13 protein-coding genes, 2 tRNA genes and 1 rRNA gene are annotated in these 14,097 nt (G+C 42.8%); 3 read left to right on the forward strand and 13 right to left on the reverse strand.

Annotation, left to right across the window (positions count from 1 at the left end):
• Window positions 1–477 precede the first annotated feature (477 nt).
• The 3 genes from VP97_RS20990 to groES all read right to left on the reverse strand — a co-directional run bounded on the left by VP97_RS20990 (window position 478) and on the right by groES (window position 5,682).
• Window positions 478–3,168 (reverse strand): S-layer homology domain-containing protein, encoded by a 2,691-nt coding sequence (locus tag VP97_RS20990; RefSeq protein ID WP_082220488.1) that lies wholly within the window; start codon window positions 3,166–3,168, stop codon window positions 478–480.
• Window positions 3,169–3,685: 517 nt separating this feature from the next.
• Window positions 3,686–5,317 carry a chaperonin GroEL gene (gene groL / locus VP97_RS20995; protein WP_050184119.1) on the reverse strand — a complete coding sequence of 544 codons (1,632 nt, stop codon included), beginning with the start codon at window positions 5,315–5,317 and terminating at the stop codon, window positions 3,686–3,688.
• A gap of 80 nt (window positions 5,318–5,397) precedes the next feature.
• Window positions 5,398–5,682 (reverse strand): co-chaperone GroES, encoded by a 285-nt coding sequence (groES, locus tag VP97_RS21000; protein WP_050184120.1) that lies wholly within the window; start codon window positions 5,680–5,682, stop codon window positions 5,398–5,400.
• 218 nt (window positions 5,683–5,900) lie between these two features.
• Between groES and VP97_RS21005 the strand changes: the two genes are divergently transcribed.
• Window positions 5,901–6,644: a CPBP family intramembrane glutamic endopeptidase gene (locus tag VP97_RS21005; RefSeq protein WP_050184121.1), complete on the forward strand. Its 744-nt coding sequence runs from the start codon at window positions 5,901–5,903 to the stop codon at window positions 6,642–6,644.
• A 12-nt stretch (window positions 6,645–6,656) separates the two neighbouring features.
• Entirely contained in the window at window positions 6,657–6,851 is a 195-nt protein-coding gene (locus tag VP97_RS21010) for a YdiK family protein (RefSeq protein WP_050184122.1), read from the forward strand.
• A gap of 12 nt (window positions 6,852–6,863) precedes the next feature.
• On the opposite strand, the gene tatC is transcribed toward VP97_RS21010, so the two are convergent.
• From tatC to VP97_RS21025, 3 genes are read right to left on the reverse strand one after another with little or no spacing between them, the layout of a single operon-like run.
• Window positions 6,864–7,625, reverse strand: a complete 762-nt coding sequence (tatC, locus tag VP97_RS21015; RefSeq protein ID WP_050184123.1) for a twin-arginine translocase subunit TatC — start codon at window positions 7,623–7,625, stop codon at window positions 6,864–6,866.
• Window positions 7,626–7,643: 18 nt separating this feature from the next.
• Window positions 7,644–7,823, reverse strand: coding sequence for a twin-arginine translocase TatA/TatE family subunit (locus VP97_RS21020; protein WP_050184124.1), 180 nt, complete (start codon window positions 7,821–7,823; stop codon window positions 7,644–7,646).
• Window positions 7,824–7,878: 55 nt separating this feature from the next.
• Window positions 7,879–8,532 carry a redox-sensing transcriptional repressor Rex gene (locus VP97_RS21025; RefSeq protein WP_050184125.1) on the reverse strand — a complete coding sequence of 218 codons (654 nt, stop codon included), beginning with the start codon at window positions 8,530–8,532 and terminating at the stop codon, window positions 7,879–7,881.
• A gap of 147 nt (window positions 8,533–8,679) precedes the next feature.
• Between VP97_RS21025 and VP97_RS21030 the strand changes: the two genes are divergently transcribed.
• A complete protein-coding gene (locus VP97_RS21030) occupies window positions 8,680–10,602 on the forward strand; it encodes an ABC-F family ATP-binding cassette domain-containing protein (protein WP_050184126.1) in 1,923 nt (640 codons plus the stop codon).
• A 166-nt stretch (window positions 10,603–10,768) separates the two neighbouring features.
• Here VP97_RS21030 and tsaD read toward each other — a convergent pair whose 3' ends face one another.
• The 7 genes from tsaD to rrf form a co-directional block, all read right to left on the reverse strand.
• On the reverse strand, window positions 10,769–11,788 hold the full coding sequence (gene tsaD, locus VP97_RS21035) for a tRNA (adenosine(37)-N6)-threonylcarbamoyltransferase complex transferase subunit TsaD (protein WP_050184127.1): 1,020 nt from the start codon (window positions 11,786–11,788) through the stop codon (window positions 10,769–10,771).
• Entirely contained in the window at window positions 11,788–12,255 is a 468-nt protein-coding gene (gene rimI / locus VP97_RS21040; RefSeq protein WP_425388512.1) for a ribosomal protein S18-alanine N-acetyltransferase, read from the reverse strand. The genes tsaD and rimI overlap by 1 nt, the downstream gene beginning before the upstream one ends.
• Complete coding sequence (gene tsaB, locus VP97_RS21045) at window positions 12,227–12,934, reverse strand: tRNA (adenosine(37)-N6)-threonylcarbamoyltransferase complex dimerization subunit type 1 TsaB (protein WP_050184128.1); 708 nt, start codon at window positions 12,932–12,934, stop codon at window positions 12,227–12,229. Before tsaB ends, rimI begins: the two co-directional genes overlap by 29 nt.
• Window positions 12,915–13,397, reverse strand: coding sequence for a tRNA (adenosine(37)-N6)-threonylcarbamoyltransferase complex ATPase subunit type 1 TsaE (gene tsaE, locus VP97_RS21050; protein WP_050184129.1), 483 nt, complete (start codon window positions 13,395–13,397; stop codon window positions 12,915–12,917). The genes tsaB and tsaE overlap by 20 nt, the downstream gene beginning before the upstream one ends.
• Window positions 13,398–13,501: 104 nt before the next feature.
• Window positions 13,502–13,578: transfer RNA gene (locus VP97_RS21055), tRNA-Asp, on the reverse strand.
• A gap of 5 nt (window positions 13,579–13,583) precedes the next feature.
• Window positions 13,584–13,657: transfer RNA gene (locus VP97_RS21060), tRNA-Met, on the reverse strand.
• 37 nt (window positions 13,658–13,694) lie between these two features.
• A 5S ribosomal RNA gene (gene rrf / locus VP97_RS21065) occupies window positions 13,695–13,810 on the reverse strand.
• Window positions 13,811–14,097 lie beyond the last annotated feature (287 nt).

Below are 14,097 nucleotides of genomic sequence, written 5' to 3' on the forward strand. Positions count from 1 at the left end.
GACTTCTTAGAAAAAAGTCCAGGGACCGTCTTTTATATAAAAAAGACTTTCATTGCTGTTTCAGGCTAAAAGAATAAACGGCTTTGTAATATTGAAAGATATTTCAAGTGTCAGCAAATTACTTTCAACTTACTGTAGAATATTTTACCCTGACTGACCATTGCGAGACCTCTCCTGGTCAGAATTATCACCTTCCTCCCATGTAACTGCTGTATTTACTGTACGGAGGTTGTACAATATTGGACTTTGGTTTGGATCGCAAACTTGTCCGTTCTGAATCTGCCTTGTATACAGTTTCTGTTCGTCAGTTCAGGATTTTGCGTCCCGCTCCCTCCCGATTCTAACCTGCGATAGCGCTAACAGTTCCTCCTGCCAGTTCTGTAATGGATTTTCATCAACTAGTTGTAACCCATGCCGGGCACACGAAAAAAACTGCCGACAATAGTCGGCAGCTTAGATATCTGGAATGACCAATTGCTATTTTTTTGCTTTGATACTTGCAATAACACTGTTATCTTTATATTTAACAGTTACCTTGTAACCACTAGCAGTTACATTATCGAATTTACCTTTCACCTTGTCGGCAGTGATTAACGTAATGTCTTTATCCTTTCCTATTTTATAATTAGAAAGATCTAAACTCAGGTCCCCACCATCAAGGTATAAAAGTCCATCAACATTTACTTGACTGTTATCATCGTCCATTGCAATATCTAAGTTTCCATCTTCTATTGTGAAATTGCCATTTAGATTTAAAGATCCATCTGCATCAACTGCAACTGTTCCATTTTCTAAATAAAGATCTCCTTTACCAAAAGCAGCTGTAGAAGTAGCTTCTAATGTTCCTTCTTTTAGCAATGTGCCTCCTGTATAACTGTTGTCTCCTGTCAATGTAAGCATTCCTGTCCCTTTCTTGGTAAGCATACCGCTGCCAGTAATATCATTTCTCCACCAATCATGGGCATTAAATCTTCCTTTTGAAGCATCCATATGGACTGTTACATTGTTTAAAAACGCACCGTACCCATCAGCTGCTGTTACCAAATCAATTCTTCCCCAACCATTTGACTCATCTATTACAGGGTAGCCTGATTCAATTTCTGTGGTATATAATACTTCTCTGCGTTGTTGATCTGTTAAATAAGGTTGACGAGTTTCCAATAAAACTTCCGCCCCTTCAGGTACTACAGGGTCTAAACCTTTTGTTCCTGTCTGAGGTAATCCGTAAGTAAGTTTTTCCCGATAGAAAGCTTTATTTGCTTCATGATCTTCCCATTTTTCTTCATCGTACGCACTTTCAAAGTTATAATCCTCTGTTATCGTATGTGCATATTCGTACAAGGTCATTCCTTTTGATTGGGCTAATTCACCGAATACCTCTCCAGCATTTTCATACGCCTTATCCAATACCTCTTTGTTTTCTGCAAGATTGTATGCGAATGCAGTCATTGCTGTAGATTGTATTCTTCCTCCTATCACATCAAGTGGAGAATGCATTCCGGCCACTATTCTATTTTCTCCCATTTGAGCTGCTCTTGTTAAAAATTCAGCATATCTTTCCGGTGTTGCATACGCAAATCCGAATGTTGATAAATACGCTGCACTTGTATGCCCACTTGGAAACGCTCCATCTTTTCCTCTTCCGTCTTCCGCTTTTCTTCTTACATACTCTAATGCAGGAATTACTTCCACATTCGTTTCATATTGCTGGAAATGTTTTTCTCCTGTTTCTTTTTTACCGCCTGAAGGCAATTCTTCTACTGCACTTTCACCACTGCCGATTGTTTCCCAAACAGGTAAACCATTTTGATCAACCACTTCTTTCACTTCTCCATTTGAATTCATTCTGTACGGCCTTGGTGAAGAGAAAAAGTACTTGGCAGGGTTTGACGAAGAAGGATTTCTAAATCTAATTAAATGAACTAAATCCATCGCATCTGAAAGTTCAGATTCCTTCCATTGCCCCATTCCCTGGCTTTCGTCTTCAGCAGTTGCTTCTTCCAATACCTTATTCATGTCCTCTGGCGATCTTACAATACTTGTTGTCGGGTTAACTATATCTGCGTAAGTATTAGCTAAAGGCCCATACGCATCTAGCATACTATATATCTTATCTCTTTGATCATCGTAATAGGCTGCTAACGCTTCTTCATCTGTTCTGTTTTTCGTAACATCTTCCACATATTTTATATTAGCTTCCCAAGTCTCTGCATCTCTGATTTCTTCGTTTGCATATGTTTTCTTATCAGCTACTATTTTTGTTTCATCATTTTTATACCCATCAAAATAAACGGTAGGTCCGTCGCCATATTCTGCAGTCTCACCATTTGCACCTGGTTTAGTTAATGCTGTTCCGTCTCTCCAATCCGGTTGATTCATTGACCAGATTTGATCAAAACCATCTAAAATATGAATAAAAGGATTGGTCTCAGCTATATTCTTTAGAACAGAATCATTTGCATTTCCACCATTATCCACTGCGGGTAAAGGCTGCTCAGTTTGAGGAGCCTCTGTATTTACTTTTTGAGCAGTCCCCTGTGGCTTTGAAGGTTTTGAAAGCCTTTCTTTTTTCAAAGCATTATGTAATGTAACTACTGCTTCTGCACGCGTAATGTTTTGGAGAGGTTTAAAGCTTCCATCTGGATAGCCAGCCATAATATTTTCAGCTAAAACAGCCCCTACAAATCCTTTGCTCCAAGCCGGCATAGAGGATGAATCTTTGAATGTATCTGCAGCTTTTTCATCCTTATTCAACTTATTAATGATTGAGATCATTTTTGCGGCTTCCTGACGTGTAATGGCTTCGTGAGGCTTAATTGTATTATTCGGATAACCATGCAGATAGCCTGCTTCAATCGCTCTTGCTACTTCTATGTAATACCATGAGTCTGCAGAGACATCTTTAAAGCTGATTTCAGTTTCATTTGTATATCCAAAAGCTCTGTTAACCAGCGCAATAAAAGTCGCTCTAGTAATGAATTCATCCGGTTTAAAAGAACCGTCAGAGTATCCTTTAATTAAGCCAGCATCAATCCAGGTTTGAATTTCATTTTGCGCAAAGCTCCCCTCGATATCGGAAAACTGGCTGGCGGCCTGAACAGGAAGCGCAGAACATCCCATCGTTAGCACTGCAAGTGTTGTTACTGAGTTCCTTAATTTTCTTCTCATAAACTTCATACCTTTTACATCTCTCCGTTTCTACTGCGAACTTTTAAATGATTTCTTTTTCAAATCCTTTTATTTTCACCATTAATAGTTTATTCAATCTCTTAGCGGAAATTTGAGAAGTTGAATACTTATTAACAACACAAATTCCAGTATAAGAAGGTTATATTGTGTAAATATATTGAATCTGTAAAGATCACGTAAATTTTTGCAGCATACTACTAATGATTTCTTTAATACTTCTAACTCCATGATTAATCCAGTAACCAGCAAATACACCACGCAATACTTTGTAATTTTGAATATTAATCCTAATTATGTTTCTAAACTTCTAGCCACCGTTAAATGCTGATATGCAAATTCAAGAAAAAAGACTACTTCCTATTTTCAGGAAGTAGTCTATAATTTAGAAAAAATTAATTTTGTGAACAGTTCTCATTTTGGGTGAAAAGCAGCTGTAACTGCTTTCCAAAATGAGATGGTGGATGATGCTTTAAAACGTTATGTTCAACGCTTTAAATTACATCATGCCGCCCATTCCACCCATGCCGCCCATGTCTGGCATGCCCATGCCGCCGCCTTCTTCTGGCTTGTCTGCTACAACTGCTTCTGTTGTTAGGAACAGAGCGGCTACAGACGCTGCGTTTTGAAGAGCAGAGCGTGTTACTTTTGTTGGATCTACGATACCTGTATCGATCATGTTTACCCACTCGCCTGTTGCTGCGTTAAAGCCAATGCCGACTTCTTCGCGCTTCAAGCGGTCTACGATAACAGAACCTTCAAGGCCTGCGTTGCGTGCGATTTGACGAAGCGGCTCTTCTAGAGCACGAAGAACGATTCTTACACCTGTTGCTACGTCGCCTTCGCCTTCTACTTCAGCTACTTTGTTGTATACGTTGACAAGAGCTGTACCACCACCGGATACAATGCCTTCTTCAACGGCTGCGCGTGTTGCGTTTAATGCATCTTCAATGCGAAGTTTGCGCTCTTTTAGTTCTGTTTCTGTTGCAGCACCAACTTTAATGACAGCTACGCCGCCTGCTAGTTTTGCAAGACGCTCCTGCAGTTTTTCACGGTCAAATTCGGAAGTTGTTTCTTCTAATTGCGCGCGGATTTGGCTTACGCGGCCGCCGATATTTTGAGAATCGCCCGCACCTTCAACGATTGTTGTATTTTCTTTTGTTACGACAACTTTCGCTGCACGGCCAAGCTGTGTGATATCTGTAGATTTCAAGTCAAGGCCAAGCTCTTCTGTGATCACTTCGCCGCCCGTTAGAACTGCGATATCTTCAAGCATTGCTTTACGGCGGTCACCAAAGCCTGGTGCTTTAACCGCTACTGCATTGAATGTACCGCGCAGCTTGTTTACAACAAGTGTTGCAAGTGCTTCGCCTTCTACGTCTTCAGAGATCAATAGAAGCGGCTTGCTTTGTTGAACAACCTGCTCAAGCACTGGAAGGATTTCTTGAATGCTTGTAATTTTTTTGTCTGTAATTAAGATATATGGATTGTCAAGAACCGCTTCCATTTTATCTGAATCTGTAATCATGTAAGGAGATGCATAACCACGGTCGAATTGCATACCTTCTACTACATCAAGCTCTGTTGTGAAGCCTTTTGATTCTTCGATTGTGATTACGCCGTCGTTGCCAACGCGCTCCATTGCTTCAGCGATCAATTGGCCGACTTCTTCATCAGCAGAAGAAATAGCCGCTACTTGCGCGATCGATTCTTTTCCTTCGATTTGCTTGGAAATGCCTTTTAGTTCTGTTATAGCTGCTGCGACCGCTTTGTCCATTCCTTTACGGATGCCAACCGGGTTAGCGCCTGCTGTTACATTTTTAAGACCTTCACGGATCATCGCTTGCGCTAGAACCGTTGCAGTCGTTGTACCGTCACCGGCTACATCGTTCGTTTTGCTTGCTACTTCTGCTACAAGCTTCGCACCCATGTTTTCAAACGCGTCTTCAAGCTCAATTTCTTTCGCGATTGTTACACCGTCATTTGTAATAAGCGGAGAACCGAATTTTTTCTCCAATACAACGTTGCGTCCTTTTGGTCCAAGCGTTACCTTTACCGCATCCGCAAGCTTGTCTACACCAGCAAGCATTGCGCGGCGCGCGTCTTCACTGAATTTAATGTCTTTAGCCATGTTAAAAGTGCCTCCTTTTAAATGATGGTTCTATTAGTCGTTCATTTTGAATGGTAAATTAAGCCGCTTTTTGCGAATTCTCAGCCAATTACAGCTAAAATGTCATTTTCGCGGAGCAATAAGTAGTCGTTTCCTTCAAACTTTACTTCTGTTCCTGCGTATTTTGAGAAGATAATGCGGTCGCCTTCAGCAACTTCAAGTGCTACACGCTCTCCGCTGTCAAGCACACGTCCTGTACCCACGGCCACGACTTTGCCTTCCTGTGGCTTTTCTTTTGCCGAATCTGGAAGTACAATTCCGCTGGCTGTTTTTTCTTCAGATTCTACAAGCTCAATTACTACGCGGTCACCTAGTGGTTTTAACAAATGAAACCCTCCTCAAAAATGGTTACATATATTTTTTATTAGCACTCTTCTCTTATGAGTGCTAACACAATTATTATAATAAAGGATGGCCTATCCTCTTTGCAAGCAGAAAGCGGAAAAATTTTCAGACTCCTTATTTGAAGCGGCTTTCGTTCAATAGTACAATAAAAAGAAGAACGCTAGACGTTGCGTTTTTCTATCAGTAAAGGGGTTTTTTTGTGAAAAAAGAATACGGGTTCATTTTGATTACGTACATTGTAATGCAGCTTTCCGCTTTTGTCGGCCAGCCGCTTCTGTACGAGGCAGGCCTGATTGCAGGAGTGGAGCCCGATCGCCTTAAAGCGCTTGTTCCGGGATACTGGACAATTATTGCTTTTGCCCTGGCAACAGCAATTGTGCTGCTTATTTTATGGCGGTCCACATACCGAAACAAAATCGAACAGCAGACGCCTGTTTCGATCGGCGCTGCAGCGGCCTGGTCAGTTGCGGGTGTATTTATGGCGTTTCTTGCCCAATATGCAGCCATTATGATTGAAACAATCCTTGGCATTGAGCAAGGATCTGAAAATACACAAGATATTATTGAGCTTGTCCAGGGTGTGCCTATTGTTGTCCTGGCTGTGGCCGTATTTGGACCTATTTTAGAAGAAATTGTGTTTCGTAAAATTATCTTCGGTTCTCTCTACAACCGGATGCCGTTTTTCTTTGCGGCTTTGATCAGCTCGCTTATTTTTTCGGTCGCCCATATGGAGCTCGAGCACACGATATTATATGCAGCAATGGGCTTTACATTCGCCTTTCTTTATGTAAAAACAAAACGAATTATCGTACCGATTGTGGCACACGTGTCGATGAATACATTTGTCGTACTGATGCAGTATGTATTTGCGGATGAAATTCAAGAAATGCTCCGCAAAGCAGAACAGATGGAACAAATGTCACAATGGATCAAGTGGTGGTAAGGAGGAAATTTTGTGCAGTCTTATTTAACAAGAGGCATTTTTTTTAGTGTCCTTGGTATTTTTTTCGTTCTTTTTGCGATTCAGGATGTTAATACAAATGGATTTGGTCCCTTTACCTACCTGCTGATTCTGCTGGCTACTATGGATATTGGCACAGGCATCCGTCTCATGTTTACTCATATAAAACGGCAAAAAAGCCAAAAATAAAATCCGTCCAATTTACTGGGCGGATTTTTTTTCATCTTCTACTGTACTGTCTTCTGCCTGCTGGGCTTTTTTAAAGCCGATTCGTGAGATGATGACGCTCACTTCATATAATACAAACAGCGGCACACTGACCATCATATGCGATACAATGTCAGGCGGTGTAATAAGCGCTGCGATTACGAGCAGGACAAAGTAAGCATAACGGCGAATTTGCCCTAACAGCTGGGGGGTGACAATGCCAAGGCGTGTTAAAAACAGTGTCACAACGGGCAGTTGAAACAAAAAGCCAAAAGGGATCGTTGTTTGAAATAAAAATTGAAAATATTCATTGATACCGATCACCTGTTCAATATTCAAATCACCAGACAGGTTCATCATAAAATGAATAATGTATGGAAATAAAATAAAGTATGAAAATGATAGACCGCCAAGAAACAAAAGAACAGAGGCCGGGATATAACTAAGAGTCACTCTTCTCTCTCGTTCATGAAGGCCCGGACTGACAAATGCCCACAGCTGGTATAAAATAACCGGTGAGGTTAGCACAACCCCTATTACAAAGGCCATTTGAAAATAAATTTTCAGTGGATCGGTCACACGAAACGCATTCATTGTCAGAGCAGCAGCTTCATCTGCATGCTGTAAATATTGAATAATCGGCTTGGCCAAAAACAGCCCACCGATCGCGGCAATAAAAAAGAAAACAATAACAATCATCAGCCGCTTGCGCACTTCTTCTAAATGTTCATAAATTGTCATATCCTGCTGACTCATTTGTCAATCACCCTAACATTACTTGGACTCTTTGTTGTCCTCTGTCCGTTCTTCGTCGTCTTCGGCCAGCCCTTTTGTCGAGTTTTTAAACTCACGAAGTGTATCTCCAGCTGCACGTCCAAGTTCCGGGAGTTTTTTCGGACCAAAAATTAAAAGTGCTGCTGCGCCAATCACAACCATGCTTCCTATGCCTGGCATTGGCACCCACCTCCTTTTTCACTATCATAACTGATTTAGAGAAGCAATACTATGATCATTTTTCGACAGATTCATCCGGATAGTTTTTGAGAAAATAAACGAGTGATTGCAGTTCAATTGCCAGGTCAATGTGATGCACCCGGATTTCAGGCGGCACATTCAGCCTCGCTGGCGTAAAATTTAAGATTCCTTTAATATTTGCTCGTACCAGCCGGTCGGTGATCGACTGCGCCGCTGATTGTGGAATCGTCAAAATGGCTACCGGAACATTCAATTCAGAAAGCACTTTTTCCAGGTCGTCCATATGATGAATCGGTACTTCTCCAATTTTTTTATTTACCTTACTTTCCTCTACGTCAAAAGCCACGAGAATTTTAGTATTGTTATTTTTTAAAAAATTATAATTTAAAAATGCTGTCCCCAAGTTTCCGACACCAATCAGTGCAACATTTGTGACTTCGTCCTGATCCAGTGTTTTTCGGAAAAATGAAAGCAAATAGCTGACATTATAGCCATATCCTTTTTTTCCGAGTGCACCGAAGTACGAAAAATCACGGCGGATCGTCGCTGAATCCACTTTAACCGCTTCACTTAGTTCTGCTGATGATACCCGCTGCTTTCCCGAAGAATGCAGATTTTGAATAAATCGATAATATAAAGGCAGACGTTTCGCTGTTGCCTGAGGTATTTTCATCGAATCATTGTTCATTTTTTTCCCTCCAAGGTGTTACCGCTTCCATATTTCATTCTTTCCTTACTACAATCATAAATCTTTGTAGCGTTTTTCACAAGAACAGCTTCTTTTTCATTGCTCAAGGCGCTGCGCTCAAGTAAAGTGGAAAGTGAGGTGAAAAACATGATTCTTCTACAAGTACAGCAGCTTTCGAAATATTATGGAGCTGAACTGATTTTATCTAATATTAAACTTGAAGTGCAGTCAGGCGACCGCATTGCTCTTGTCGGACGTAATGGAGCGGGTAAATCGACGCTGCTGAAAATTATAGCCGGACAGCTTTCCCATGAAGAAGGCGCTATTATGAAACCGAAGGATGTAACAATTGGCTATCTAGCACAGGATACCGGGCTCGAATCGGATTTAACGATTTGGGACGAAATGAACAGCGTTTTCGATAGCCTTCGGGAAATGGAACAAAAACTGCGGACACTTGAAGCGAGCATGGCGGATCCGGACGTTTATGAAAATTCCACCCGTTATGAACAAGTAATGACTGCTTATGACACGCTGCAAAATGAATTTAAGGAAGCGGGCGGCTATCAATATGAAGCGGATCTGCGCTCGGTACTGCACGGATTCCGTTTTCACAACTATGACTACGGTACCCTTATTTCTACGCTAAGCGGCGGACAAAAAACGCGCCTTGCCCTCGCCAAGCTTCTTTTAACAAAGCCAGATATTTTAATTCTCGATGAGCCGACCAACCATCTTGATATCGATACGCTTTCCTGGCTCGAAAACTATCTGCAGGGTTATTCCGGTGCTATTTTAATTGTCTCGCATGACCGCTACTTCCTCGATAAAACCGTTAATCAGGTATATGAAGTATCCCGTCATAAAATCCGCCGCTTTACCGGTAACTACAGTAAATATTTGATTCAGAAAGCTGAACAGTTTGAACGAGAAATGAAACAATATGAAAAGCAGCAGGAAGAAGCTGCAAAGCTTGAGGACTTTATTCAGCGAAATATTGCCCGGGCTTCTACAACAAAACGAGCTCAAAGCCGACGTAAGCAGCTTGATCGAATGGAAATGATGGCGCGGCCGGATGGAGATGAAAAGCCGCCGGGCATGCTGTTTGACATTAATCGCCAAAGTGGCAATGAGGTGCTTCATGTTGATCATGTATCTATTGGCTACAACAGTGAAAAAATAGGAGCGGATTTGTCTTTCTCCATCACACGTGGTGACAGTATCGCACTTGTTGGGCCAAATGGCGCTGGCAAGTCTACATTGCTTAAATCTATTACGGGGGCTCTTCCGCTGATTGGCGGGAAAATCAATCACGGTGCTGGCGTTGAAGTGGGCTATTACGACCAGGAGCAATCTCATTTAAATCGGTCAAAAACGGTACTGGCTGAGCTTTGGGATGACTATCCCGGTACGCCGGAAAAAGAAATCCGGGCGATACTTGGTACGTTTCTTTTTTCAGGCGATGACGTTTTAAAGCCGGTAGCTGCTTTGAGCGGAGGGGAAAAAGCCCGTCTTGCGCTCGCCAAGCTGACAATGCAAAGGGCAAACTTTCTCATCCTTGATGAGCCGACCAACCACCTGGATCTCGACAGCAAGGAAGTGCTTGAAAATGCTTTAATTGATTACCCTGGCACGCTTTTGTTCGTATCCCACGATCGCTACTTTATTAACCGAATTGCAACAAAAGTAATTGAGCTTGATAAAGAGGGAATGACCGTTTACCTGGGTGACTACGATTATTATGTAGAGAAAAAAAGCGAGCAGGAGGAGCTTGCTGCGCTTGAAGCAGATCAAAAAGCGACTCTAACAGTCAAGCCGGCATCAGCGGATTCTTATAAAACCGATAAAGAGCAGCGCAAAAAGGAACGACAAAAAGCAAGGCGCATCGAGGAAATCGAGGCAGCCATTGCTGCCCATGAAGAAAAAGTAACGGAAGCGGAAGAACTGCTCTGTCTCCCAGAAGTGTATGAAGATCATGAAAAATCGCTGGAGCTGCAGCAGCGGCTTGATCAAGCCAACGAAGCGATTGAACAGTTAATGACTGAATGGGAAGAATTGCAGTCTGAGTAGAAAAGAGGCTATCCACAGCCTCTTTTCTTTTTATCCACAAAAAAATAGTGAATAGTCTGTTTATTGCAAGGGTTTCCACAGATTTATACACATTATCCACAAGATGTGGGTAGTTTTATCCCCTTTATACACAAAAAAAGGGGATTCTATCCAGAATGCCCCTTTTTTAAAAAGCTTCAATATCCAGTCCAGGATGACCGTTCATATCCATTCCGTCCCGTTTTCCCTGCTCAAACAAAATAGTGCCGGCTGCTGCGATCATAGCAGCATTATCGGTACACAAAGACAAAGGCGGAATCACGAGTTCAACATTTCTTAAATCGGCAAAAGCAGATTCTAATGACATACGAAGCCCTTTGTTAGCTGCTACTCCGCCTGACAATAACACTTGTTTTACTTCATACTCTTTAGCAGCACGCAGTGTTTTCTCGGTCAGGACTTCCACAACACTTGCTTGAAAGCTTGCAGCCAGATTTTCTGGTATAATTTCTTCTCCGCGCTGTTCTGCATTATGAACCGTATTAATAACCGCTGATTTTAAGCCGCTGAAGCTGAAATCATAAGAGCCCTCTTCAAGCCGGACCCGAGGCAGGTTGTATGTATCTTCTCCCTGCGCCGCAAGCCGGTCGATATGCGGACCGCCTGGATAAGGCAGGTTCAATGTACGTGCGACTTTATCATACGCTTCTCCTGCCGCATCATCCCTGGTTTCACCGATCACTTCAAATGATCCATGGTCTTTCATATAAACAATTTCCGTATGCCCGCCTGAGACGACGAGGGAAAGGAGTGGAAATGCCATTTCTTTAACTAAACGATTTGCATAAATATGGCCGGCAATATGATGAACGCCGATAAGCGGCAGGTTATGTGCAAAAGCGATTGCCTTTGCAGCATTTACTCCAATCAACAAAGCCCCTACAAGACCCGGACCTTTCGTGACCGCAATTGCGTCCATATCTTTAAATGTTAAACCAGCCTGCTCCAGTGTTTCATCCAGCACTGCAATTATTTGTTCAACATGATGACGGGAAGCAATTTCAGGCACAACACCGCCAAAACGCTTGTGGCTTTCAATCTGAGAAGATACAACATTCGCCACAATTTCTGTCCCGTTTTTTACAATGGCTGCTGCCGTTTCGTCACAGCTCGTTTCAATTCCAAAAACATATGTGTTTTTTTTCATTATAAATTCACCCACATTACTAAAGCATCTTCCTGATTGTCGGTATAATACTGCTTCCGGATTCCACCCGGCTGCAAACCGAATTGTTTATACAATGTCATTGCTGCTGTATTGCTGACCCGGACCTCAAGTGAAAGAACAGCTCCACCGTACTCCCTTGCCTTTTGAATCACAAAATCAAGCAGTTTTTTTCCATAACCTTTTCCACGAAACTTGGGCAAAATCGCGATATTGGTAATCTGCACTTGATCATATACAACCCACATTCCACAATAGCCGATAACGAGGCCCTCTTGTTCAACCGTATAATAATGAGCATATTCATTTAATACAATCTCTCTTTCAAAGGCTTCTTTTGGCCAGGGAAGGGAAAAGCTGGCCTGCTCTACTTCGAGCACAGCCGGAATATCTTCTATTACCATTGGGCGGATTACTGCATCACTCACGGCCTGCCGCCTTCTTTTCATTTGCCTCAATCCACTTCGCTTCTGCTTCAGCAAGGCGCGCATAATTTGGTACAACCTCTGCCGGGTCGTTTTCCATCGACATCCCAAGCGCTAAAAGAGCAGCCGGGCGGGTATAAGGAACGGCTCTGCCGGCAAATACAGCCTCCTTGCCCATTTGTTCCACAATGGCTTTTTCGTGTATATTGCTTTCCTGCCCAACAAATAAAACAGGCTCCTTTTGAAGAAGCAATTCCTCGCACCAATCGGCCACTGACACATTCCGGTCTTCCAGTACGGCTTGAACGGTTCCATTTGATAAGCGGTACAAGCCAGTGAAAATGCGTCCACGTCGTGCATCAAAAACCGGGCAAACAAGCCCATCTACTACAGGAGCTGAAGCAGCCAGCGAAGCAAGACCAGAAACGGCAGCCAGTGGAATATTTAATGTCCAGGCCAGCGTTTTGGCAATCGTTACGCCAATACGAACTCCTGTATACGAGCCAGGACCATTGGTGACAATAATCTTCTCCAAATCTTCCGGATTCATGTCTGCTTCATTCATTAATGCCTGAATAGCTGGCATTACCCGGATAGAATGATTTTTTTTCACATTTGTTACCTGCTCCGCCAGGATCACATCCCCATCTGCGAGGCCGATCGAAAGTGTATAAGTCGATGTATCAATCGCTAATGTTTTCAAGTGTTTTCACCTTCTCAAGAACGCGGGCATATCGATCCCCGTTTACTGTTAATTGTACTTTGCGCTGCCCTTCTACACCAGTATGGAAAAGATTGATTTCTATATACTCCTCCGGAAGCTGGTCCGCGATTAAATGGGCCCATTCCACGACTGTAATGCCATTACCAAAAAAGTATTCATCAAAGCCTAAATCTTCTTCTGATTCCTCTCCTAGCCGGTAAACATCCATATGGTAAAGAGGATAGGCGCCTTCGTATTCTTTAATAATCGTAAATGTTGGACTGTTTACATTTTTGGTGACGCCTAATGCTTTTGCTAAATATTGTGTAAATGTTGTTTTTCCAGCTCCTAAATCGCCTTCAAGCAGCAAAACGTCACCTGGACGAAGTGTATCAGCCAGTTCTCCAGCAAATATATTCATTTTTTCTAAACCGTTTAACGTCCATGTATAAGAAGATGTCATATGTCCGCCTTCTTTCCTCGAAAAAAAACCCTAGGATAATGATGATCCTAAGGTTTTTGATTATATCTTTATTATATCGAATAATTGCGTATTCTAAAAGAAAATGGCGGTCCGGACGGGACTCGAACCCGCGACCTCCTGCGTGACAGGCAGGCATTCTAACCAACTGAACTACCGGACCAACGATTGCGGGGGCAGGATTTGAACCTGCGACCTTCGGGTTATGAGCCCGACGAGCTACCGGGCTGCTCCACCCCGCGATAATAAAAATAAAATATATAGTTGTGATCATTCACAGCCAGGCGGCGTCCTGCTCTCACAGGGGGAAACCCCCAACTACCATCGGCGCTGAAGAGCTTAACGGCCGTGTTCGGGATGGGAACGGGTGTGACCTCTTCGCTGTAGCCACCTGACTATGAAGTTTGAAAGAAGTGTTCTTTCAAAACTGGATAGAAGCTTGCATTGTATGGGCAAAAACCTTTCGTTTACACGCCATGTGTTGTCCAGCCTCGGGTGCGATCAGCTCGCGTCGCTTCGGCCTGTCTGATGAGGCCAAAAGCGCCTCATGCAGCCATTCCTCCAGCGCGTGTCGCTGATGGACACGCACCCTCGGCATTTCAGTTGATTAAGTCCTCGATCGATTAGTATTCGTCAGCTCCATGCGTCGCCGCACTTCCACCTCGAACCTATCTACCTCGTC

Origin of the sequence: Domibacillus robiginosus (assembly GCF_000966195.1) — a bacterium.
Classification (GTDB): Bacteria; Bacillota; Bacilli; order Bacillales; family Domibacillaceae; genus Domibacillus; species Domibacillus robiginosus.